The organism is Phyllobacterium sp. SL163 (genome assembly GCF_049896885.1).
GTDB classification, from domain to species: domain Bacteria; phylum Pseudomonadota; class Alphaproteobacteria; order Rhizobiales; family Rhizobiaceae; genus Phyllobacterium; species Phyllobacterium calauticae.
The window spans coordinates 118286-139739 of the sequence record NZ_JAFCVE010000004.1 but is presented as its reverse complement, the minus strand read 5'-3'; the positions used below and the strand labels follow the sequence as shown (position 1 = coordinate 139739).

Annotated in this window: 20 protein-coding genes; 12 read left to right on the top strand and 8 right to left on the bottom strand. The window is 59.6% G+C overall.

Annotation, left to right across the window (positions count from 1 at the left end):
* Positions 1-199: 199 nt before the first annotated feature.
* From recA to ACP7B1_RS10475, 3 genes are all read left to right on the top strand, one after another.
* Entirely contained in the window at positions 200-1294 is a 1095-nt protein-coding gene (gene recA, locus ACP7B1_RS10485) for a recombinase RecA (RefSeq protein ID WP_403176154.1), read from the top strand.
* Positions 1295-1686: 392 nt separating this feature from the next.
* Complete coding sequence (gene alaS / locus ACP7B1_RS10480; protein WP_426136908.1) at positions 1687-4344, top strand: alanine--tRNA ligase; 2658 nt, start codon at positions 1687-1689, stop codon at positions 4342-4344.
* 166 nt (positions 4345-4510) lie between these two features.
* On the top strand, positions 4511-5065 hold the full coding sequence (locus ACP7B1_RS10475) for a hypothetical protein (protein ID WP_346306868.1): 555 nt from the start codon (positions 4511-4513) through the stop codon (positions 5063-5065).
* 387 nt (positions 5066-5452) lie between these two features.
* Here ACP7B1_RS10475 and ACP7B1_RS10470 read toward each other — a convergent pair whose 3' ends face one another.
* Positions 5453-6667, bottom strand: a complete 1215-nt coding sequence (locus tag ACP7B1_RS10470) for an NADP-dependent isocitrate dehydrogenase (protein ID WP_223612958.1) — start codon at positions 6665-6667, stop codon at positions 5453-5455.
* A 214-nt stretch (positions 6668-6881) separates the two neighbouring features.
* Between ACP7B1_RS10470 and ACP7B1_RS10465 the strand changes: the two genes are divergently transcribed.
* Entirely contained in the window at positions 6882-7751 is an 870-nt protein-coding gene (locus ACP7B1_RS10465) for an RNA methyltransferase (RefSeq protein WP_403176141.1), read from the top strand.
* On the top strand, positions 7744-8544 hold the full coding sequence (murI, locus tag ACP7B1_RS10460) for a glutamate racemase (protein ID WP_346305287.1): 801 nt from the start codon (positions 7744-7746) through the stop codon (positions 8542-8544). The genes ACP7B1_RS10465 and murI overlap by 8 nt, the downstream gene beginning before the upstream one ends.
* Positions 8545-8586: 42 nt before the next feature.
* Here the strand turns inward: murI and ACP7B1_RS10455 are convergent, their stop codons facing one another.
* Both ACP7B1_RS10455 and ACP7B1_RS10450 read right to left on the bottom strand, forming a co-directional pair.
* Positions 8587-9651, bottom strand: coding sequence for an LLM class flavin-dependent oxidoreductase (locus ACP7B1_RS10455; RefSeq protein WP_346305306.1), 1065 nt, complete (start codon positions 9649-9651; stop codon positions 8587-8589).
* Positions 9652-9789: 138 nt separating this feature from the next.
* On the bottom strand, positions 9790-10431 hold the full coding sequence (locus ACP7B1_RS10450; protein WP_346305288.1) for an NAD(P)-dependent oxidoreductase: 642 nt from the start codon (positions 10429-10431) through the stop codon (positions 9790-9792).
* Positions 10432-10580: 149 nt separating this feature from the next.
* Here ACP7B1_RS10450 and ACP7B1_RS10445 point away from each other — a divergent pair, with 149 nt between their 5' ends.
* Together ACP7B1_RS10445 and ACP7B1_RS10440 are read left to right on the top strand one after the other, a co-directional pair.
* Positions 10581-10997, top strand: coding sequence for a helix-turn-helix domain-containing protein (locus ACP7B1_RS10445; RefSeq protein ID WP_346305289.1), 417 nt, complete (start codon positions 10581-10583; stop codon positions 10995-10997).
* A gap of 66 nt (positions 10998-11063) precedes the next feature.
* Entirely contained in the window at positions 11064-11255 is a 192-nt protein-coding gene (locus ACP7B1_RS10440) for a DUF3008 family protein (protein ID WP_346305290.1), read from the top strand.
* Between the two features lie 19 nt (positions 11256-11274).
* On the opposite strand, the gene ACP7B1_RS10435 is transcribed toward ACP7B1_RS10440, so the two are convergent.
* On the bottom strand, positions 11275-12171 hold the full coding sequence (locus ACP7B1_RS10435; RefSeq protein WP_346305291.1) for an extensin family protein: 897 nt from the start codon (positions 12169-12171) through the stop codon (positions 11275-11277).
* Between the two features lie 295 nt (positions 12172-12466).
* On the opposite strand from ACP7B1_RS10435, the gene rpsD reads away from it, so the two are divergent.
* The 4 genes from rpsD to ACP7B1_RS10415 all read left to right on the top strand — a co-directional run bounded on the left by rpsD (position 12467) and on the right by ACP7B1_RS10415 (position 16109).
* Positions 12467-13084 (top strand): 30S ribosomal protein S4, encoded by a 618-nt coding sequence (rpsD, locus tag ACP7B1_RS10430; RefSeq protein ID WP_105732437.1) that lies wholly within the window; start codon positions 12467-12469, stop codon positions 13082-13084.
* A 178-nt stretch (positions 13085-13262) separates the two neighbouring features.
* Complete coding sequence (locus tag ACP7B1_RS10425) at positions 13263-14192, top strand: glutaminase (RefSeq protein ID WP_346305292.1); 930 nt, start codon at positions 13263-13265, stop codon at positions 14190-14192.
* 236 nt (positions 14193-14428) lie between these two features.
* Entirely contained in the window at positions 14429-15292 is an 864-nt protein-coding gene (gene ttcA / locus ACP7B1_RS10420) for a tRNA 2-thiocytidine(32) synthetase TtcA (protein WP_346305293.1), read from the top strand.
* Positions 15282-16109 carry an inositol monophosphatase family protein gene (locus tag ACP7B1_RS10415; RefSeq protein ID WP_346305294.1) on the top strand — a complete coding sequence of 276 codons (828 nt, stop codon included), beginning with the start codon at positions 15282-15284 and terminating at the stop codon, positions 16107-16109. Before ttcA ends, ACP7B1_RS10415 begins: the two co-directional genes overlap by 11 nt.
* A 9-nt stretch (positions 16110-16118) precedes the next feature.
* Here ACP7B1_RS10415 and ACP7B1_RS10410 read toward each other — a convergent pair whose 3' ends face one another.
* A complete protein-coding gene (locus ACP7B1_RS10410; RefSeq protein ID WP_346305307.1) occupies positions 16119-17324 on the bottom strand; it encodes a multidrug effflux MFS transporter in 1206 nt (401 codons plus the stop codon).
* A 140-nt stretch (positions 17325-17464) separates the two neighbouring features.
* Positions 17465-17797: a Grx4 family monothiol glutaredoxin gene (gene grxD, locus ACP7B1_RS10405; RefSeq protein ID WP_105732441.1), complete on the bottom strand. Its 333-nt coding sequence runs from the start codon at positions 17795-17797 to the stop codon at positions 17465-17467.
* Positions 17798-17972: 175 nt separating this feature from the next.
* Here grxD and ACP7B1_RS10400 point away from each other — a divergent pair, with 175 nt between their 5' ends.
* Entirely contained in the window at positions 17973-18716 is a 744-nt protein-coding gene (locus ACP7B1_RS10400) for a phosphodiester glycosidase family protein (protein WP_346305295.1), read from the top strand.
* 13 nt (positions 18717-18729) lie between these two features.
* On the opposite strand, the gene ACP7B1_RS10395 is transcribed toward ACP7B1_RS10400, so the two are convergent.
* Together ACP7B1_RS10395 and purL are read right to left on the bottom strand one after the other, a co-directional pair.
* Positions 18730-18963, bottom strand: coding sequence for a BolA/IbaG family iron-sulfur metabolism protein (locus ACP7B1_RS10395; protein ID WP_223612969.1), 234 nt, complete (start codon positions 18961-18963; stop codon positions 18730-18732).
* A 43-nt stretch (positions 18964-19006) separates the two neighbouring features.
* Entirely contained in the window at positions 19007-21238 is a 2232-nt protein-coding gene (gene purL / locus ACP7B1_RS10390) for a phosphoribosylformylglycinamidine synthase subunit PurL (RefSeq protein WP_346305308.1), read from the bottom strand.
* Between the last annotated feature and the right edge of the window lie 216 nt (positions 21239-21454).

The window sequence follows — 21454 nt, the reverse complement described above, 5'->3', positions numbered from 1 at the left end:
TTCCCGTTCATGCTGCCCGGACACGAGGAACATGTGGACAAGCGCAGGCAGCCCATTTTCGGAACATTTTAAGAACATTTTTGTGTTATTATTGTTTTTCAATGGCTTGTGCATATTGCCAAATGAGAACAAAACGGATACAAATATCTTCAAAGGCCGGAGCATCCGGGCTTCATGGATAGCACAGGGGTAGTGTAACATGGCTCAAAATTCTTTGCGGTTAGTTGAGGGTAATTCGGTGGATAAAACGAAAGCGCTGGATGCGGCATTGTCACAGATCGAGAGAGCCTTTGGTAAGGGTTCGATCATGCGGCTTGGACGCAATGAGCAGGTTGTGGAAATCGAGACGGTATCGACCGGGTCGCTTTCCCTGGATATAGCCCTTGGTGTCGGCGGTCTGCCGAAAGGCCGCATTGTCGAGATTTACGGGCCGGAAAGCTCCGGTAAGACAACCCTCGCGCTGCATACGATTGCGGAAGCCCAGAAGAAGGGCGGCATCTGCGCCTTCGTCGACGCGGAACATGCGTTGGACCCGGTCTATGCCCGCAAGCTGGGCGTGGATCTGGAAAATCTGCTGATCTCGCAGCCCGATACGGGCGAGCAGGCGCTGGAGATCACCGACACGCTGGTGCGTTCCGGTGCGATCGATGTTCTCGTGGTCGATTCCGTTGCCGCCTTGACCCCGCGTGCGGAAATCGAAGGCGAGATGGGCGATTCTCTCCCTGGCCTGCAGGCCCGCCTGATGAGCCAGGCGCTGCGCAAGCTGACCGCATCCATTTCCCGCTCCAACTGCATGGTCATCTTCATCAACCAGATCCGCATGAAGATCGGCGTGATGTTCGGTTCGCCTGAAACCACGACGGGCGGCAATGCGCTGAAATTCTATGCGTCGGTGCGTCTCGATATCCGCCGCATCGGTGCGCTGAAGGAACGTGACGAGGTGGTCGGCAACCAGACCCGCGTCAAGGTGGTCAAGAACAAGCTGGCGCCCCCCTTCAAGCAGGTCGAATTCGACATCATGTATGGCGAAGGCGTATCCAAGACGGGCGAACTGGTCGATCTCGGTGTCAAGGCGGGTATCGTTGAAAAATCCGGTTCGTGGTTCTCCTACAATTCCCAGCGTCTGGGGCAGGGCCGCGACAATGCAAAACTCTTCCTCAAGGACAATCCCGAAGTCGCCAATGAGATTGAGCTGGTCCTGCGCCAGAATGCCGGTCTGATTGCCGAGCAGATGCTGGACAAGGGCCCGGACGATATCGAGGACAATGACGGACCCGAGGCCGCCGAAGGCTGATCTCCCAGGACGGGCCGTTGCGGTCCGCAATTCAAACCCGCATCCGGCCGCCGGATGCGGGTTTTTCTTTTGAAATGCTCTCACGCTGTAAGAACGTCCCTCGGGCCGAGGCTGTGCTTCACCGCACGCAGCGCTACCTTCCCACATATTGAGCAGGCCTCCCTCATGCTGAGCTTGTCGAAGCACGCACAACTGCTCTGCGTGCTTCGACAAGCTCAGCATGAGGGAGAGTGCACGTATTCGAAGACTGTGCTGTTCATAAGCAAGGCCCATTATCACAGGGATTTTCTGGACAGGCCGCGGTCGCATCGCTACAAGCGTTGCGTTCCGCCCTTTTGTTGCAGAAAGGGGCTATTTCGCTTTGGTTAGAGACAAGTCAGAAGGCAATGCACATGAGTGGCGTCAACGAAATCCGGTCGACATTTCTGAACTATTTCAAGAAGAACGGCCATGAGATCGTGGCGTCGAGCCCGCTTGTGCCGCGCAACGACCCGACGCTGATGTTCACCAATGCCGGCATGGTGCAGTTCAAGAACGTTTTCACTGGTCTGGAGCAGCGGCCCTACAGCCGCGCCACGACATCGCAGAAATGCGTGCGCGCCGGCGGCAAGCACAATGACCTGGACAATGTCGGCTATACCGCCCGGCATCATACGTTTTTTGAAATGCTGGGCAATTTTTCCTTTGGTGATTATTTCAAGGAAGAGGCGATCAGTCTGGCCTGGAACCTGATCACCAAGGAATATGGTCTCGACAGGAACAAGCTGCTCGTCACCGTCTACCACACGGACGATGCGGCGGCCGGATTCTGGAAGAAGATCGCCGGTCTGTCCGATGACCGCATCATCCGTATCGCCACCAGCGACAATTTCTGGGCCATGGGCGATACCGGCCCGTGCGGCCCGTGCTCGGAAATTTTCTACGACCATGGCGAAGACATCTGGGGCGGCCCTCCCGGCAGCGCCAACGAGGATGGCGACCGCTTCATCGAGATCTGGAACCTCGTCTTCATGCAGTTCGAGCAGATCACCAAGGAGCAGCGCATTGAATTGCCGCGCCCGTCCATCGATACGGGCATGGGTCTCGAGCGTCTGGCCGCAGTGCTGCAGGGCGAGCACGACAATTACGATATCGACCTGTTCCGGGCGCTTATCCGCGCGTCGGAAGATGCGACCGGCGTCAAGGCGGAAGGAAAATTCCGCGCCAGCCACCGGGTGATCGCCGATCACCTGCGCTCATCGAGCTTCCTCATTGCCGATGGCGTGCTGCCGTCGAATGAAGGCCGCGGCTATGTGCTGCGCCGCATCATGCGCCGCGCCATGCGCCATGCGCAGTTGCTGGGTGCCAAGGAGCCGCTGATGTGGCGCCTGCTGCCGGCACTGATCCGCGAGATGGGGCAGGCCTATCCGGAACTGATCCGCGCCGAAGCGCTGATTTCGGAAACGCTGAAGCTCGAGGAAACCCGCTTCCGCAAGACGCTGGATCGCGGCCTCGGCCTGCTCAGCGATGCCACGGAAGGTCTTGGCGAAGGCGATCGTCTCGATGGCGAAACCGCGTTCAAGCTCTATGACACCTTCGGTTTCCCGCTGGATCTCACCCAGGATGCGCTGCGCCAGCGCGGTATCGCTGTCGATACCGATGCTTTTGCGGCGGCCATGGAGCGGCAGAAGGCAGAAGCCCGCGCCCATTGGTCCGGTTCCGGCGATGCGGCGACAGAAACGGTCTGGTTTGCGGTGCGCGACAAGGTCGGCGCCACCGAATTCCTCGGCTACGAGACGGAAAAGGCCGAAGGCGTCATCACCGCACTGGTGCGGGACGGTGCGCAGGTGGACAGCGCCGGGGAAGGCGAGGCCATCGCCATCGTGGTCAACCAGACGCCGTTCTACGGCGAATCCGGCGGCCAGCAGGGTGATACCGGCATCATCTCCGGTGACGGCTTCACCGTTGTTGTCACCGACACGCAGAAGAAGAATGACGGGGTGTTCGTGCATCTGGGCAAGGTGCTCAAGGGTACGGTGAAGCTGGATGTTCCGGTGGAACTGACGGTCGACAGCGCCCGCCGCACGCGTATCCGCTCCAACCACTCGGCGACGCACCTGCTGCATGAGGCGCTGCGCGAAACCCTCGGCACGCATGTCGCGCAGAAGGGGTCGCTCGTTGCGCCGGATCGCCTGCGTTTCGATTTTTCCCATCCGAAGCCGATTTCGGACAAGGAACTGGCCGTCATCGAAGACCTCGCCAACGAAATCGTCCTGCAGAACGCACCGGTCAGCACCCGCCTGATGGCGGTCGACGATGCCATCGCGGAAGGCGCCATGGCGCTGTTCGGTGAGAAGTATGGCGATGAAGTGCGCGTGGTTTCCATGGGAACGGCGCTGCACGGTGAGAAATCGGGCAAGAGCTATTCGACGGAACTGTGCGGCGGCACGCATGTGCGCGCCACCGGCGATATCGGCCTGATCCGCATTGTCTCGGAAAGCGCCGTGGCGGCGGGTGTGCGCCGCATGGAGGCGCTGACCGGCGAAGCCGCGCGCCGCTACCTCGAAGAACAGGACGACCGGGTCAAGGCGATTGCCGGTGCGTTGAAGTCCACGCCTGCCGACGCACTGGCGCGCGTGACGGCGCTGTTGGATGAGCGCCGCAAGCTGGAACGCGAACTCACCGAGGCGCGCAAGCAATTGGCGCTTGGCGGCTCCGGCAATGGCGCCGCGCAGTCCGAAACAGTCAATGGTGTCGGCTTCATCGGCAAGGTGGTTACCGGCGTCAATCCGCGTGACCTGAAGCCGCTGGCCGACGATGCCAAGAAGACCGTCGGTTCCGGCATCGTGACGTTCATTGGCGTGTCGGAAGATGGCAAGGCCAGCGCGGTTGTCGGCGTCACCGACGATCTCGTCGGCACGTTCAGCGCCGTCGACCTTGTCAAGATCGCGTCCGCCGCGCTCGGCGGTGCCGGCGGCGGCGGCCGTCCCGACATGGCGCAGGCCGGCGGTCCCGACGGCTCCAAGGCCGAGGCTGCCGTGGCTGCCGTACGCGACGCGCTCGCCGGCTGACACCAGGCATTGTCTTTCCGGCCGCAGCGTGATGCGGCCGGAAATGCCACCCGCTTATACTAATTGCTGGGTGGGCAAGAGATTGATTTTCCGGTATTTTTGCTGCATCGCAATTTTGTTTCGCATTTTCAAAAACTGTTTTTAGCCACTCATTTCGAGAACTGTCGTGAAGACAATACTGGCTCTTCTGTTCGCCGCGGTGCTGCTGGTTTCCTGCCAGACCTCGACGGTCGTCAAGGATGTTCATATGCGCAGCGATACGGCCTTCGGGCCGGATGTCCTGGCCTATTTGGATCTGTTCATGTCGCTGAACGCGCAGCCCTACTATTCGACGACGGTGGGATATGGATTCAAGACGCTTTATACCGGCCAGGGCAAAAGTCACCTCTCGCAGGCCTGGAGCTATGGCCGGCAGATGCGGTTCGAAAAGGGGGTGAGCAGACGGGTGGCCTGTTTCTTTCGGCCCTGCCTGCCCATACGCGAGGAAACCGGCGTGGTGGCCATGGATGAGGCCGATTTTGTTGCCGCCGCCACGAAGGGGCTCGACTTCGAACTGGCTGGCAAGGCCGGGAAAATTGTCGGCAGGATTCCGGCCCATGCCTTCCGCCGGGTATTGGATCTCAAATCGAGCATGAAACTGCCGCCCGCGGCCGCAATCAGGGCGCCACCGGCAAAAGCGCAGGCGCCTGCCGAAGAGGACGCGAACATTGACGACGACTAATGCCCCGTAAACCTCGGCTTGCGGTATCGCTTGGGGCAGTAAACAGGAGGCGATTTCGGCGGATGGGCGGCGAGGGATGGGGAGATAAGGAGATCGGTTGATCAGGATGCCGGCGAAAGAAATTGCGGGATAACCGGATGATAGGATGAGGAGATGGTCGGATGAGGAATCCGGCAGGCCGGAGGTCCTGTAAAAAGGGCTCCCGGATCGGAAAACCGCAGGGAGATGGAGCTGCGGGAAAACTGCCGGGGAAATGACCGGCCAGGAATCGAGGCCGGGAAGCCCCGCGGGGAAAGCCAGGCGATCAAAGAAAAGCCCCGGCGAACCGGGGCTTGTGTTGTTCGATGGCGATGCCTGATCAGGCGGCCCAGATCAGGCGGCCCCTGATCAGGCAGCCATGGCCTTGCGCAGGTTCTCGTCGATCTTGTCGAGGAAACCCGTGGTGGACAGCCAGGGCTGGTCCGGACCGATCAGCAGCGCCAGATCCTTGGTCATGTAACCGGATTCAACCGTATCGACGCAGACTTTTTCCAGCGTGTTGGCAAAGCGGTCGAGTTCGGTGTTGCCGTCGAGCTTGGCGCGGTGGGCAAGGCCACGCGTCCAGGCGAAGATCGAGGCGATGGAGTTGGTCGAAGTTTCCTCGCCCTTCTGATGCTGGCGGTAGTGGCGTGTCACCGTACCGTGAGCGGCTTCCGCTTCCACCGTCTGGCCATCCGGCGTCATCAGCACGGAGGTCATCAGGCCGAGCGAGCCAAAGCCCTGTGCCACGATGTCGGACTGCACGTCGCCGTCATAGTTCTTGCAGGCCCAGACATAGCCGCCGGACCACTTCAGCGCCGAGGCAACCATGTCATCGATCAGGCGATGCTCATAGGTGATCTTCTTCTCGGCGAACTTGTCCTTGAACTCGGCGTCGAACACGTCCTGGAAAATGTCCTTGAAGCGGCCGTCATAGGCCTTGAGGATGGTGTTCTTGGTTGAGAGATAGCAGGGAACGCCGCGGTTATAGGCATAGTTCAGCGAGGCACGGGCAAAATCGCGGATGGAATCATCCAGATTGTACATGGCCATGGCAACGCCGGCGCTTGGCGCATCATAGACGTCGTGTTCGATGGTCTTGCCGTCTTCGCCGACAAACTTGATCGACAGCTTGCCCTTGCCGGGGAACCGGAAATCGGTGGCGCGGTACTGATCGCCGAAGGCATGGCGGCCAACGATGATCGGCTGGGTCCAGCCGGGAACCAGACGGGGAACGTTCTTGGCAATGATCGGTTCGCGGAAGATGACGCCGCCGAGAATGTTGCGGATGGTGCCATTGGGCGACTTCCACATCTTCTTCAGGCCGAATTCCTCAACGCGCTGTTCGTCGGGCGTGATGGTGGCGCACTTGACGCCGACGCCATACTGCTTGATTGCATTGGCCGCATCGATGGTCACCTGATCGTCGGTCGCATCGCGATGTTCGATGCCCAGATCGTAATATTTCAGGTCGATGTCGAGATAGGGATGGATCAGCTTGTCTTTGATGTACTGCCAGATGATGCGGGTCATCTCGTCGCCGTCAAGTTCGACGACCGGGTTTGCAACCTTGATCTTTGCCATGAATAATCAGCCTCTTTATTACTGGTCTGGGAATGCCAGCATCGGTTTTCATTGAGGGTTCGCGCCCCTATAGCACTCGCAAACCAGAACGCAAAGACTGGCTTTAAGTGTTTAATCGCAATCTTGGCGGAATATGAGCCGGGCACAGGCCCGATGCACGATTGCCCGTTGAAAAAACGCGTTGTATGAGGGCGGCATTCACAATGGATTGATCATGGCAGGTACAGACAGACAGCGCACACTCATTGCCGAAGGGCCGGCAATCATCCTGGTCGAGCCGCAATTGCCGGAGAATATCGGCATGGTGGCGCGGGCCATGGCCAATTTCGGGCTGGCGGAACTGCGCCTCGTCAAGCCGCGCGAGGAATTTCCCAACGACAAGGCGCGCTCCGCCGCAAGCCGTGCCGACCACATCATCGATGGGGCAAAGGTCTATGACGATCTGCCGTCGGCTATCGAGGATCTGCATTTCGTCTACGCGACGACCGCGCGGGAACGCGATGCGTTCAAGCAGGTGCGCGGACCCGTCGAAGCAGGGCAGACACTGCGCCAGCGCTTCAACCGGGGCGAGAAAACCGGGATTCTTTTCGGGCGCGAGCGCTTCGGCCTCAATAATGACGAAGTCAGTCTCGCCGATGAACTGGTGACATTTCCGGTCAACCCGGCATTTTCGTCGCTGAACATCGCACAGGCGGTTTTGCTCATGTCCTATGAGTGGATGAAGTCAGGGTTGGAGAAGGAAACGGACACGGCTTTCCGCGGTCCAGAACTCGAGCCCGCGCCAAAGGAACAGCTGCAGGGCTTTTTCAACCATCTGGAAGACGCGCTGCAGGCGCGCGGCTATTTCCGGCCCATGGCCCGCAAGGAGATCATGGTCAACAATCTGCGCGGCGTTTTGACCCGTGCCGGTTTTTCCGACTCGGAACTGAGGCTTCTGCGCGGCGTCGTTGTCTCTCTGGATTATTTCAGCCCGAAGACGCCGCGCGGCTCCGGTGCACCGGAAGGGCGCAAGCGGGAAAAACCGGCGGCCAAGAAAACGGCCGCCAAGCCAGCGGGACGCGAGGACATACCAGGCGATGAGTGACACAGCGGACCGGCCGATCATTGCGTTTGACAGCGGCATTGGCGGCTTGACCGTCCTGCGCGAGGCGCGGGTGCTCATCCCCGACCGGCGCTTTGTCTATATCGCCGACGATGCCGGTTTCCCCTATGGCGACTGGGATGAAGAGCCGCTGCGCGCCCGCATTCTCGGCCTGTTCGAGGGCTTCATTGCCACCTACGATCCGGAGATCGTGATCATTCCCTGCAATACGGCGTCAACGCTGGTGCTGGATGATCTGCGCCGGGCCTTTCCGGCCGTGCCCTTTGTCGGCACTGTTCCCGCCATCAAACCGGCGGCAGAGCGCACCTCGTCGGGTCTTATCACTGTTCTGGCAACGCCGGGCACCGTCAAGCGCGCCTATACGCGTGATCTCATCCAATCCTTTGCCACGAAATGCCATGTGCGGCTCGTCGGCAGCCAGAACCTGGCGCGCATGGCGGAAGCGCATATACGCGGCGATCATCTCGACGATGCGGCGATAGAGGCGGAAATCGCGCCGTGCTTTGTCGAAATGGATGGCAAGCGCACCGATATCGTCGTTCTGGCCTGCACGCATTATCCGTTTCTGGCCAATGTGTTCCGGCGTCTTGCGCCGTGGCCGGTGGATTGGCTCGATCCGGCTGAAGCGATCGCGCGCCGCGCCCTGTCGCTGCTCAAGCCGAACGGTGCGGGCAGCGAACCGGAGCATGGCGACGACATTGCCGTGTTCACCTCGGGCAATCCGGACTTTTCCACCCGGCGCCTGATGCAGGGTTTCGGGCTCGCCATGGCTTGATTTTCAGTGAACGGCGGGACTGAAGCCCCGCCGCCGCTGGTATTATGCCAAAGCCGTTTCTTCCGTCTTGGCGGGCTGGCCAAGCTCCTTGCGGATGACCGGGGCAACCTTTGTGCCGAACAGCTCGATGGCCTTCAGCGTGTTCCTGTGCGGCAGGCTGCCCAGATCGATTTGCAGCAGGAAGCGATCATGCTTGAAGTAGCTGTGCTGCAGCATGATCTTGTCGATGACCTCCTGCGGTGAGCCGACCAGGAGCGCACCGCGCGGCGTGCGGCCTGCTTCGAACTGCGCCCGGTTGCTTGGCGGCCAGCCGCGTTCGCGGCCGATCTTGTTCATCACCACCTCATAGGACGGCCAGTAGCCATCCGCTGCGGCCTGCGATGTCTCGGCGACATAGCCATGCGAGTTGATGCTGACCTTCAGCGTCTCCGGCGCATGACCGGCCTTGGCCCCGGCTTCACGGTAGAGCTCGACCAGTGGTGCAAAGCGGTGCGGCTCGCCGCCGATGATGGCAATGGCGAGCGGCAGGCCGAGCGTTCCGGCGCGGATGACCGAAGCAGGGGTGCCGCCAACGGCAATCCATACCGGCAGCGGGTTCTGCAGCGGGCGCGGATAAACGCCGAGATTGCTGATCGGCGCACGCAGATTGCCTTTCCAGGTCACGCGTTCGCTGGCACGCAGTTTCAACAGAAGGTCAAGCTTTTCCGTGAACAGCTCGTCGTAGTCGTTGAGGTCATAGCCGAACAGGGGGAAGGACTCGATGAACGAGCCACGCCCCGCCATGATTTCCGCACGGCCCGAGGAGATCAGGTCGAGCGTCGCATATTCCTGGAACACGCGAACCGGGTCTTCCGAGCTCAAGACGGTCACGGCGCTGGTCAGCCGGATATTCCTGGTGCGTGCAGCACCCGCCGCCAGAACCACGGCGGGTGTGGAAATGACGAAATCCGGGCGGTGATGCTCGCCGATGCCGAACACGTCGAGGCCAACCTGATCCGCCAGTTCCATCTCTTCCAGCAGGTTCTGCATGCGCTGGTGCGCATCGATGGCAACGCCGCTCGTCGGGTCAGGGCTCATGCCCGCAAATGTATAGATGCCGAGTTCCATGATCTTCACCTTCATGTCTTGTGTTGCTGCTTAGGTAAGCACAGCCCGGTTGCTTGTGAAGAACGCACATTGGAGTTGCCGAGGCACCAAAAGGAAACCGCCCCGGATGGGGCGGCTGTGTGGTCATGCCATCAGATATCAGTACCCGACGGTGAAACGCTGCCTGACGTGTTTTGGCGTCCCGGCTTCATCGAGAATGGCGACGGCAAGGTCAGCCACGCTGACGGTGCTGTGGCCTTCGGCGTTGACCACGGGATTGTCCTTGCCAAGCCGGTAGGTGCCGGTGCGTGGGCCAGGCACGAGGGCGAATGGCGGAGAGACAAAGCTCCAGTCCAGACCGTTTTCCGTCTTCAGGTCGTTCAGGGCCTGACGGGCACCGAGGGCGCCTTCACGATATTCGGCAGGAAAATCAGGGCCATCGACAAATTGCTTGCCTTCCTGATTCAACAGGCTGCCTGCGCCGCCGACAACGATCAGGCGCTTGACGCCCGCCTGCTTGGCGGCCTCGGTGATTGCCTTGCTCGCCTTGATATGAATGGCCTGAATATCAGGCTCGCCCCAGCCCGGATTGTAGGCCGAGAGTACGATGTCGTGGCCCTTCAGCTTTTCAGTGAGGTCGGCGACATCGAGCACATCCGCCTTGACGGCCTTGACGCCCTCGCGCTTTTCAACCTTGTCGGCATTGCGAACGAGCGCTGTCACGCTATGGCCGCGCGAGACAGCTTCCGGCAGCAGTTCCTTGCCAATGAAGCCGGTGGCGCCGATCAGTGCGATTTTCATTTTGATCTCCTGAGTGCTTGGGTACGGTTTGTTTTCTGGTTACTATTCATAACCATCTATGCTAGAAGCTGCTTCCTGTGAAGAACGCACTTTTTCCGTTTCAGGGAACACTGAGGTAACCGGCCTGGAAACACTGGAGGTTTTATCCGATGAGTATACATGCGAAAACCAATGGCGATGTGCCTCTGCTGTCAACCTCGGCTGCGATGGTCGCCGACAGTGCAGGCAGATGCCCGATGCGGGAAGTGCTCGACATTGTCGGCGACAGCTGGAGCCTTCTGGTGATCATCAATCTTCAGGACGGTCCGCGCCGCTTCAATGTGCTGCGCCGCATGGTGGAGGGGATTTCGCAGCGCATGCTGACGGTCACGCTGCGGTCGCTGGAGCGTGACGGTCTGGTATCGCGTACCGTCAAGCCGACATCGCCGCCGGAGGTCACCTACGCGCTGACCCCGATCGGTCATTCGATTGCCGTTCCCATCGGTGCCCTGGGCGACTGGGCGGTAAGGAATCGTGATCATTTGCGGCAAGCCCGCACGGTTTTCGACGAGGCGCAGCAGAGCTGACCATTTCGGAACCCTCCCGCAGCATGAGCGTTGTTTCCCTGTATGAAACGGACAGGGAGACAGACAATGCCTGCAAAATCCCAGGCGCAGCAGAAGGCTGCAGGGGCCGCCTTGTCGGCCAAGCGCGGCGAAACCCGGAAAAGCCAGCTTAAGGGTGCATCGAAGAGCATGTATGAATCGATGAGCGAAGAGCAGCTGGAAGAGTTTGCCGAGACGGCGCGTAAGGGTCTGCCCGAGAAGGTCAAACCGAAGACATGACATGGCGGCGCATCTGCCGCTACTGGCAGATGCGCGCCTTGCATGCCTTGCCGTGGCAGCCGAGATCGAGATGCAGATTGCCCTGATGCGCGGCGTCGCCCTCCGGCCCGATCACCGTCATGAACCGCTCGCAACTCGTCTTGTGGATCGAGCGCCAGAAGTCCTGTTCTTCCGGCGTGCCTTTCCAGCCGGAGCCGAGTTCCGTGGTTTTGCCGTTGGTGAACTTGAATGAAACGATATCGAGCGCATTGGCAAAAGCGTGTTCCGATACGCGGCCCTTATTGCCGTTGTTGACCTTGCGGCACTGGTAGTCGGAACCAGTTGCAATGCTTGCGATCCCGGCGCCGAAAGATGCCTGCGCGGCTTTCTCCACATCGCCGATCCAGTCGGCGAGCGTTCCGGCCATGGTGCAGTTGGTGGTGATGGGCGCGGCAAACTTTACGGGATTGTCCTTGCCGATGGCGGTGATCCTGAGCGGTGAGCGTTCACCGCAGGTGCCTTCGGCAAGCGGCGGGACGATTTCACCCTGGACATCGCCGTTCATCAGCGCGGGACAGGCATTCTGGTATACCCGGTCGGGAGACGTTGCGGGATCGGCTTTCTCCGCCGTGTCTTCGTCATCCGGCTTTGAATCAGACTTGGCATCCGCCGGACGATCCGGGCCGAACTGCTCCGCCGGTTTTACCTCGGGCTTTTCTTCGGGTTTGGGCGTTTCCTGTGCAGGCTCGCTGCCCGGTTTGCTTTGCGGGACCGGCGGTACAACGGGTAGCGCGGGTCGGCTGGCGGCATTGTGATGCCGCCGCTGGCGCGCATCGGCAATGTCAGCCGTGCCGAGCAAAGCCGTTGTTGCAAAACATGCGGTGAGGGATAAAAGGATCAATGTCGAGCAGCGCGACTGCTGTAAGGATAGGGTCATTTCCGGCTCTACTCCTGTTAAGCGTCTAGCCTAACGTCTGATCCGCCGGATCGGTTTCAAACTTTATAAACCCGTGAAATGCGCCGTCTCGCTTGACATCGCGAAACCTTCACACTAGAAGCCACCCCAGCGCAGGGCTTAACAGCTCTGCGTTTCATTTGACGTGTCCCGTGAGTGATTTCGCAAAGCGTGCGTGAATCATTCTGTCAGTCTTCAAAAACAGGAGGCAGAGGAGGGCGCGTTTCCTTGAATCGGGGCGCAAGCTTCGATTTGTGTTTGGTTGAAAGGAAATGCGATGAGCAAGCGCGAATCGTCCAAGTATAAAATTGATCGCCGTATGGGCGAAAACATCTGGGGCCGTCCGAAGTCCCCAGTTAACCGTCGTGAATATGGTCCCGGCCAGCACGGCCAGCGCCGCAAGAGCAAGCTTTCCGATTTCGGCGTACAGCTGCGCGCCAAGCAGAAGCTCAAGGGCTTCTACGGCGACATCTCGGAAAAGCAGTTCCGCAAGACCTATGAAGAAGCCGCCCGCCGCAAGGGCGATACCGGCGAACAGCTGATCGGCCTGCTCGAGTCGCGCCTGGATGCAGTGGTATACCGCGCCAAGTTCGTTCCGACGATCTTCGCAGCGCGCCAGTTCGTCAACCACGGCCACGTCAACGTCAACGGCCGCCGCGTCAACATCCAGTCCTACATCTGCAAGGCAGGTGACGTGATTGAAGTGCGCGAAAAGTCGAAGCAGCTCGTGATCGTTCTGGAAGCCGTTCAGCTTGCTGAGCGTGACGTTCCTGAATATCTCGAAGTTGATCACAACAAGATGGTTGCCAAGTACACCCGCGTTCCGGCCTTCTCCGATGTGCCATACGCCGTACAGATGGAACCGAACCTGGTTGTCGAATTCTATTCGCGGTAACGCATAACCCCAAAAATCTTCTTGAATTTTTGGAAAGGATTATGCGTCACTCATGTTGGTACTGCGTCCTTTATGCGTCCAATAGGACGCATGGCGCAGTACGCAGTTCTGAGTTTAAGAAAAGCCGCCCCGAGAAATCCGGGCGGCTTTTTTTGTCTTATCCCTTGCCGGAGCACGCATGACCGATCTTCAGGATGTCGTCGACAGTGTCTATCAGGATCTTGCCAGCCGCATCGGCGAAGGCAAGCTGGCGGATTATATTCCGGAACTGGCCACGGTCGATCCGAAACAGTTCGGGCTGGCCCTGTGCACCGTCGATGGTCAGGTGCATACCGCAGGCGATGCCGACACGTCCTTTTCCATCCAGAGTATTTCCAAGGTGTTCACGCTGACGCTGGCGCTCGGCAAGATCGGCGACGGGTTGTGGAAGCGCGTTGGCCGCGAGCCCTCGGGCAATGCCTTCAATTCCATCGTCCAGCTCGAACAGGAGAAGGGCAAGCCGCGCAATCCGTTCATCAATGCCGGAGCGATCGCCGTGGCCGATGTCGTCCTGGCCGGACACCTGCCGAAGGAGGCAATCGGCGAAATCGTCCAGTTCATCCGCTATCTCGCCGATGACGAGACCATCGCCATCGACCACGATGTGGCGCGGTCGGAGACCAATACGGGTTATCGCAATGTGGCGCTGGCCAATTTCATGCGTTCCTTCGGCAATCTCAACCATCCGGCCGAACACGTGCTTGGCGTCTATTTCCACCATTGCGCGATTGCCATGTCCTGCCGGCAACTGGCTCATGCGGGGCTGTATCTGGCCTCGGCGGGCCGCAATCCGCTGAGTGGCGGCAGTGTGGTGTCATCGGGCCGGGCACGCCGCATCAATGCGCTGATGCTGATGTGCGGGCACTATGACGGCTCGGGCGATTTCGCCTATCGCGTCGGCCTGCCCGGCAAGAGCGGCGTTGGCGGCGGTATTCTCGCCATTGCGCCGGGCAAGGCATCGATTGCCGCCTGGTCGCCGGGGCTGAACGAAAACGGCAATTCACTGCTTGGTTCGGCTGCACTGGAACTGCTGGCGCAACGGACAGGCTGGTCGGTGTTCGGGCATTAGGGTGGTTTTCACCCCCCTCTGTCCTGCCGGACATCTCCCCCACAAGGGGGGAGATCACATCGGCATTGGGGATATCGCGTCATTTTCAGCGTTGAAGATTAACTGAAACAATTGTGAAGGCTGATCTCCCCCCTTGTGGGGGAGATGGGTGGCAACCCAGAGGGGGGTGATTGAGCCGCAATCATCCCTTGCCTTCGCCTTCAAGCCAAGGCAATGAAGGCGCCAGAGGTGTTACGATGACCATTCACGATCAGGAATTGACCGATGCTGCCGGTTGCCACCCGATGTTTCTCGGGGTGCCGTCCAGCGTCGAGTTCAACAAGCTGCGCAAGCGCCTGTTGCGCAATACGCGGCAGGCCATCGATGACTTTGCCATGGTCAAGCCGGGCGAGCGCTGGCTGATCGGGCTATCCGGCGGCAAGGATTCCTACGGGCTCCTGGCATTGCTGCTCGACCTGAAATGGCGGGGCCTGCTGCCGGTCGAACTGCTGGCCTGCAATCTCGATCAGGGGCAGCCGAATTTTCCCAAGCATATCCTGCCTGAATTCCTTGAAAAGAACGGCATTGAGCACCGTATCGAGTACAAGGACACCTATTCGATCGTCACGGACAAGGTGCAGGAAAACCAGACCTATTGCTCGCTTTGTTCACGCCTGCGGCGCGGCCATCTCTACCGTGTGGCGCGGGAAGAGGGTTGTTCGGCGCTGGTGCTCGGCCATCACCGCGAGGACATTCTTGAAACCTTCTTCATGAACCTCTTCCACGGCGGCAGGCTGGCGGCGATGCCGCCGAAACTGCTCAACGACGAGGGCGACGTCATGGTGCTGCGGCCGCTCAGCTACTGCGCCGAGGATGATCTGGAAAAATTTGCCGCCGCGATGCAGTTTCCCATCATCCCCTGCGATCTCTGCGGCAGTCAGGACGGGCTGCAGCGCAACATGATGAAGGCAATGCTGACCGATATCGAAAAGCGCATGCCGGGCCGCAAGGAAATCATGATCCGCGCGCTCGCCAATACACGCCCGAGCCATCTTCTCGACCGCAGTATTTTCGACTTTGCCGGTCTTGCCACACATGGAGCCGAAGCCAGTGCAGTTTAATGACAATGACGTCGATTGGTTGAGTGATCTGCTTGCCGCCGTTGCGGTTCAGGAAATCATGCCGCGCTTTCGCCAGCTCGGCACCGGCGATATCAAGCAGAAGACCTCGGCGCTTGATCTGGTGACCGAAGCCGACACCAGCGCCGAACGGGTGATCACGGCGCGGCTGCGCGAGCGTTATCCCGATGCCTTCGTGCTGGGGGAGGAAGCCTGCGAACTCGATGCATCGCTGCTCGGCAAGCTGAAGGACGCGCCGCTGGCTTTCATCATCGACCCGGTCGACGGCACCTATAATTTTGCCACCGGCGTGCCGCTGTTCGGCGTGATGCTTGCGGTCGTTGTCAATGGCGAGACGGTGGCCGGGATCATTCATGATCCCGTCGGCAAGGACTGGATCATCGGCGTCAAAGGGGCGGGAAGCCACATCCGCTCGGCCTTCAATGTCAGGCAGAAAGTGTCTGTCGCGCCGCCAGCAGCGGTCAGCGAGATGCTAGGGGCCATTTCATGGCAGTTCCTGGCCGATCCCCTGCGGTCGACGCTGGCGCGCAACCATGCCAAGTGCAAGGCATCGTTCGGTTTCCGCTGTGCCGCGCATGAATACCGGCTGATTGCATCGGGCAATGCGCATTTCGCCGTCTTCAACAAGCTGATGCCATGGGATCATCTGGCCGGTGTTCTCATCCATCAGGAAGCGGGCGGCCATGCGGCCCGCTTCGATGGTTCCGCCTATCTTCCAAGGCATCTGGACGGCGGCCTGCTGATTGCGCCCGACAAGGCGAACTGGCAGGATTTGCGCCGGACTCTTTGGTCTGAATAATCCGCGGGTTTAAACCCGCGGATTGTGGGGATGGAAGAGCTTGCCCTTCTCGGCAATCAGCACGAACATCAGGCCGATCACCGAAACAACGAAGAAACCCATGACAAGCGGCAGGGTTGTCCCGTCATAGGACTGGCCGATGATGGCGCCGATGGCGCCGCCGCCTGCCGTTCCCATAAACCCAAGCACTGACGATGCCGTGCCGGCGACGTGGCCGAGCGGCTCCATTGCAAGCGCATTGAAGTTGGAGCCGATCCAACCGAACTGGAACATCGCCATGGCGAAGAGCAGGAGGTAGATCGGGAACGGTGTCGGATGCGGACCGAATATGGTCAGGAGCAGCCAGACCGTGTTGATCGTCAGGAAGCCCATCAGCGCACCATGCGACAGGCGGCGCATGCCGAACCGGCCGACAAAGCGCGAGTTCACGAAGGACGAAAACGCCATCATGATCGCGATGGATGAAAACGCCACCGGGAACCAGATGCCGAGATCATAGATGCCGATATAGATCTGCTGGGCCGAGTTGATGAAACCGAACAGCGAGCCGAACAGGAAGGCGCTGGCCAGCGTATAGCAGAGCGCCACCCGGTTGGTCAGAACGATCTTGAAGCCCTGCGCCACCGATGCCAGCGTAAACGGACGCCGGTCGGCGGGGTCAAAGGTTTCCGGCAGGCGGAAATACATCCAGACGGTCACAGCCGCCGCCACGACGGCCATGAACATGAAGATCAGGTGCCAGTCGCCGAACAGCATGACGGCCTGACCCGTGCCCGGTGCGATCACCGGTACGATCATGAACACCATCATGATCAGCGACATGACTTCGGCCATCTGCCGGCCGCCATAGACGTCACGGACGATGGAAATGGTGATGACGCGGGTGGCGGCCGAACCGATACCCTGGATCAGGCGGAAGAGGAGCAGGGAGGCAAAGCTTGGCACGAAGGCCGCGCTGGCTGCGGCGATGACGTAGACAACCAGACCGAACAGAAGCGGCTTGCGGCGGCCGAAGCGATCAGACAGCGGGCCATAGAACAGCTGCGATACCGAGAAGCCGAGCAGATAGGCTGAAATCACGTATTGCCGGTGGTTTTCATTCGTTACGCCAAGGCTTGCGCCGATCTGCTGCAAGCCGGGCAGCATGATGTCGATGGCAAGCGCGTTGATCGCCATGAGCATGGCCATCATTCCGATGAATTCGACCTTGCCCATGCCCATCAGGCGCGGCGCTGTCGTTGGGGTGGTGGTATCCATTATGAGACCTGCAAAACAAAGACAAAGGCGTCGGAATAGCCGACGCCTTGAGAAAATGATTCCGGATTTCCCCGGAACCGATTGAAACTGTTGCGTAGTCAGGCCGCCTTTGTGGCGATGCCTTTTTCGCTGAGCAGGGTTTGTAGCTCGCCCGCCTGGAACATTTCACGGATGATATCACAACCGCCGACGAATTCGCCCTTCACATAAAGCTGCGGGATGGTCGGCCAGTTGGAATAATCCTTGATACCCTGACGCAGTTCATTGGATGTCAGAATATTCACGCCTTTGTAATCGACGCCGATGTAGTCAAGAATTTGCACGACCTGGCCCGAAAAGCCGCACTGCGGAAAGCCCGGCGTTCCCTTCATGAAAAGGACGACGTCGTTGCTCTTGACCTCATTGTCGATAAATTCATTGATACCGCTCATTTCGGCAACCTTTCATACCAAATGACAACGAATCGTCATCAATGGTCCAAATTGATCTCGTTTAAACAAATAGCGCTTCAAATCTGGCAAAACAAGGCTGGTCACTGTGTCATCTCGTATCATTATAGCGGTCAGCTTCGTCGTTCTGGCAATTTTGGGAGGAATTTTCTGGTTCATGCGCCCGGTATCACCGCCCAAGCCTGCGCCCAACCCGCCGATCAATATCTCCGATGGCGATCTGCCCGACATTTGCCGGAAGATGACCTTCGAGGATGTCGATTCCATCGTCTGCGAGATCGACCTGCGCTCGCATCGCGTCGATCTGGTGCGCACGGGCACCGACGGCGAACCCTACGGATCGCTGAAGACGTTCATGGAATCCCGGCTGCTGGACACACGCCCGATCCTGGCGATGAATGCCGGCATGTATGAAAAGGACCTTTCTCCGGTCGGCCTCTATGTCGAGGATGGCAAGGAGACATCGGAACTGCAGACCGATGACGGCGACGGCAATTTCTACATGAAGCCGAACGGGGTTTTCTTCATCGGGAAGGATGGTTCCGCCGGCATTCTGGAAACAGCGGCGTTTGATGCCGCAAAGCCCGATGTCCGCATAGCTACCCAGTCGGGGCCGATGCTGGTCATCAACGGGCAGGTGCATCCGCGATTCGAGCCGAACGGAACATCACGCCTGATCCGCAACGCCGTCGGCGTTCGCGACGCCAACACGGTCATCCTGGCGATATCCATCGAGCCGGTGAGTCTGGGAAGTTTCGCCCGTCTGTTCAGGGATGGGCTGAATTGCGCCAACGCGCTCTTTCTCGACGGTACGATCTCGGCCGTCGCCAATAACCGCAAAACCCTGATTGGCGGGATCGACCCCGTGGGGCCGATTCTCGCCGTGTTCGCAAAGAAGTGATTATTCGAAGTGATTATTCCGGGGCGCTGGTCTGCAGGGCGAGGGCGTGCAGGACGCCCCCCATATTGCCCTTGAGCGCATCATAGACCATCTGGTGCTGCTGAACGCGCGACTTGCCGCGAAAACTCTCGGCGACGACTTCCGCGGCATAGTGATCACCATCGCCTGCCAGATCGCGAATGGTCACCTGCGCGTCAGGAATCGCGTCCTTGATCATTTTCTCGATGTCGCGCGCGTCCATAGCCATGTTCTGTCTCCCAAACTTTCGCCTGTCCTTTACCGGGACAGGATCATGCAGCCTGTGTTTCTTCGCCGTCCTGACCGCTCATGTAGTCAGGGAACCACGATTCGTGTGCTTTTGTCAGGTCTGCTACTGATATGGAGGCGAGGCCCTCGATCGTCAATGTGCTGCCGCCGACAGTGCCCAGCTTGCGGAACGGAACGCCCGACCCCTCGGCATTGAGCGTGACGAAGTTGGCCATGTCAGGCGCAACGGCAATGAGATAACGCGCCTGATCTTCACCAAAAAGCAGGGCATGTGCCGGGCCTTCACCGACGGTGACCTTGGCGCCCTTGGCCGCAGCCATGCACATCTCGGCGAGCGCAATGCCAAGGCCGCCATCGGACAGGTCATGGCAAGCGGTGATCTGGCCGTTGCGGATGGCCGAGCGGACAAAATTGCCGTTGCGCTTCTCGATGTTGAGGTCAACCGGCGGGGGCGGGCCGTCGGCACGGCCATGCAGGTCGCGTAGGTAAACCGACTGGCCGAGATGCGTGCCGTCGCCGCCGATCAGGATCAGCACGTCACTGTCGTGCATGCCGCCGATCTTGGCTGTCTTCGACCAGTCGGGGATCAGTCCAACACCGGCAATGGTGGGTGTCGGCAGGATCGCCTGGCCGTTGGTTTCGTTGTAGAGCGACACGTTGCCGGAAACGATGGGGAAGGCGAGCGCGCGGCAGGCATCGCCGATGCCGCCAATGGCCTTGACCAGCTGTCCCATGATTTCAGGCCGTTCCGGATTGCCGAAATTGAGATTGTCGGTGGCAGCGAGCGGTTCAGCGCCGACAGCGGTCAGGTTGCGCCAGCATTCGGCCACAGCCTGCTTGCCACCCTCATAGGGGTCGGCTTCGCAGTAGCGCGGGGTCACGTCGGACGAGAAGGCAAGCGCCTTGCTGCGGTGACCCTCGACGCGCACGACGCCGGCATCGCCGCCGGGTACCTGCAGCGAGTTGCCCTGAATCAGTGTGTCATATTGTTCGTAGACCCAGCGGCGCGACGACAGATCGGGCGAGCCGATCAGCTTGAGCAGTGCGGCGCCGTAATCGTCGACATCGGGAACGCTGGCAGCGGGCAGCGGTGCATGCTTGCCGGGTTCCATCCATGGACGGTCATATTCGGGCGCCTGATCGCCAAGATCCTTGATCGGCAGATTGGCGACTTCCTCACCCTGATGGATGACGCGGAAGCGCAGATCGTCCGTGGTGTAGCCGACGATGGCGAAATCCAGGCCCCATTTCTTGAAGATCGCCTCGGCTTCCGCTTCCTTTTCCGGACGCAGAACCATGAGCATGCGCTCCTGGCTTTCCGACAGCATCATTTCATAGGCGGTCATGCGCTCTTCGCGCACCGGCACGTCATCGAGGTTGAGCCGGATGCCGAGATTGCCCTTGGCGCCCATTTCCACGGCGGAGCAGGTGAGGCCCGCAGCGCCCATGTCCTGAATGGCGATGACGGCACCCGATGCCATCAGTTCCAGCGAGGCTTCAAGCAGGCATTTTTCCGTGAAGGGATCGCCGACCTGAACGGTCGGGCGCTTCTCTTCGATCGATTCATCGAATTCCGCCGATGCCATCGTGGCACCGCCAACGCCATCGCGGCCGGTCTTGGCACCGAGATAGACAACGGGAAGGCCGACGCCCTTGGCTTCGGACAGGAAGATCGCATTGGTCTTGGCAAGGCCGGCGGCAAAAGCGTTGACGAGGATGTTGCCGTTGTAGCGGGCATCGAAATTGACTTCACCGCCGACTGTGGGAACGCCGAAGGAATTGCCGTAACCGCCGACACCTTCAACCACGCCCGACACGAGGTGGCGCGTCTTCGGGTGTGACGGTGCGCCGAAGCGCAGCGCATTCATGGCCGCAATCGGCCGGGCACCCATGGTGAACACATCGCGCAGGATACCGCCGACACCGGTCGCCGCACCCTGATAGGGCTCGATATAGGAGGGGTGGTTGTGGCTCTCCATCTTGAAGACAACGCAGTCGCCATCGCCGATATCGACAACACCGGCGTTTTCGCCGGGGCCCTGAATGACCTGCGGTCCGGTTGTCGGCAGGGTACGCAGCCATTTCTTCGAGGATTTGTAGGAGCAATGCTCGTTCCACATGGCCGAGAAGATGCCGAGCTCGGTAAAGCTGGGTTCGCGTCCGATCAGGTCGAGAATGCGTTGATATTCGTCCGGCTTGAGCCCGTGCGAAGCAACGAGTTCCGGCGTGATCTGGATTGTGTTGGAGAGAACCATCGGTAATACCAATTCCATTGCGCTTTTCTTGGGTTCTCTTAGAGCAATTTGCGCGGGGAATACACCGTCTAAGGCGGAAAAATTGTCGCTTGCCGCGTTTCGTCAACAGGTGGTGTCGGATGGTAAATCGTATCAGCCTTGCATGGCGCTTGGTACGTGGTTCGACAAGCTCACCATGAGGGGAGTGGTTTGGCTGCAATGCCAATCGCAAAGGTT

Coding starts and splice junctions, on each gene's coding strand:
- recA (WP_403176154.1), top strand. CDS start 200: ATGGCTCAAAATTCTTTGCGGTTAGTTGAGGGTAATTCGGTGGATAAA.
- alaS (WP_426136908.1), top strand. CDS start 1,687: ATGAGTGGCGTCAACGAAATCCGGTCGACATTTCTGAACTATTTCAAG.
- ACP7B1_RS10470 (WP_223612958.1), bottom strand. CDS start 6,667: ATGGCAAAGATCAAGGTTGCAAACCCGGTCGTCGAACTTGACGGCGAC.
- ACP7B1_RS10465 (WP_403176141.1), top strand. CDS start 6,882: ATGGCAGGTACAGACAGACAGCGCACACTCATTGCCGAAGGGCCGGCA.
- murI (WP_346305287.1), top strand. CDS start 7,744: ATGAGTGACACAGCGGACCGGCCGATCATTGCGTTTGACAGCGGCATT.
- ACP7B1_RS10455 (WP_346305306.1), bottom strand. CDS start 9,651: ATGGAACTCGGCATCTATACATTTGCGGGCATGAGCCCTGACCCGACG.
- ACP7B1_RS10450 (WP_346305288.1), bottom strand. CDS start 10,431: ATGAAAATCGCACTGATCGGCGCCACCGGCTTCATTGGCAAGGAACTG.
- ACP7B1_RS10445 (WP_346305289.1), top strand. CDS start 10,581: ATGAGTATACATGCGAAAACCAATGGCGATGTGCCTCTGCTGTCAACC.
- ACP7B1_RS10440 (WP_346305290.1), top strand. CDS start 11,064: ATGCCTGCAAAATCCCAGGCGCAGCAGAAGGCTGCAGGGGCCGCCTTG.
- ACP7B1_RS10435 (WP_346305291.1), bottom strand. CDS start 12,171: ATGACCCTATCCTTACAGCAGTCGCGCTGCTCGACATTGATCCTTTTA.
- rpsD (WP_105732437.1), top strand. CDS start 12,467: ATGAGCAAGCGCGAATCGTCCAAGTATAAAATTGATCGCCGTATGGGC.
- ACP7B1_RS10425 (WP_346305292.1), top strand. CDS start 13,263: ATGACCGATCTTCAGGATGTCGTCGACAGTGTCTATCAGGATCTTGCC.
- ttcA (WP_346305293.1), top strand. CDS start 14,429: ATGACCATTCACGATCAGGAATTGACCGATGCTGCCGGTTGCCACCCG.
- ACP7B1_RS10410 (WP_346305307.1), bottom strand. CDS start 17,324: ATGGGCAAGGTCGAATTCATCGGAATGATGGCCATGCTCATGGCGATC.
- grxD (WP_105732441.1), bottom strand. CDS start 17,797: ATGAGCGGTATCAATGAATTTATCGACAATGAGGTCAAGAGCAACGAC.
- ACP7B1_RS10400 (WP_346305295.1), top strand. CDS start 17,973: ATGCGCCCGGTATCACCGCCCAAGCCTGCGCCCAACCCGCCGATCAAT.
- ACP7B1_RS10395 (WP_223612969.1), bottom strand. CDS start 18,963: ATGGCTATGGACGCGCGCGACATCGAGAAAATGATCAAGGACGCGATT.
- purL (WP_346305308.1), bottom strand. CDS start 21,238: ATGGTTCTCTCCAACACAATCCAGATCACGCCGGAACTCGTTGCTTCG.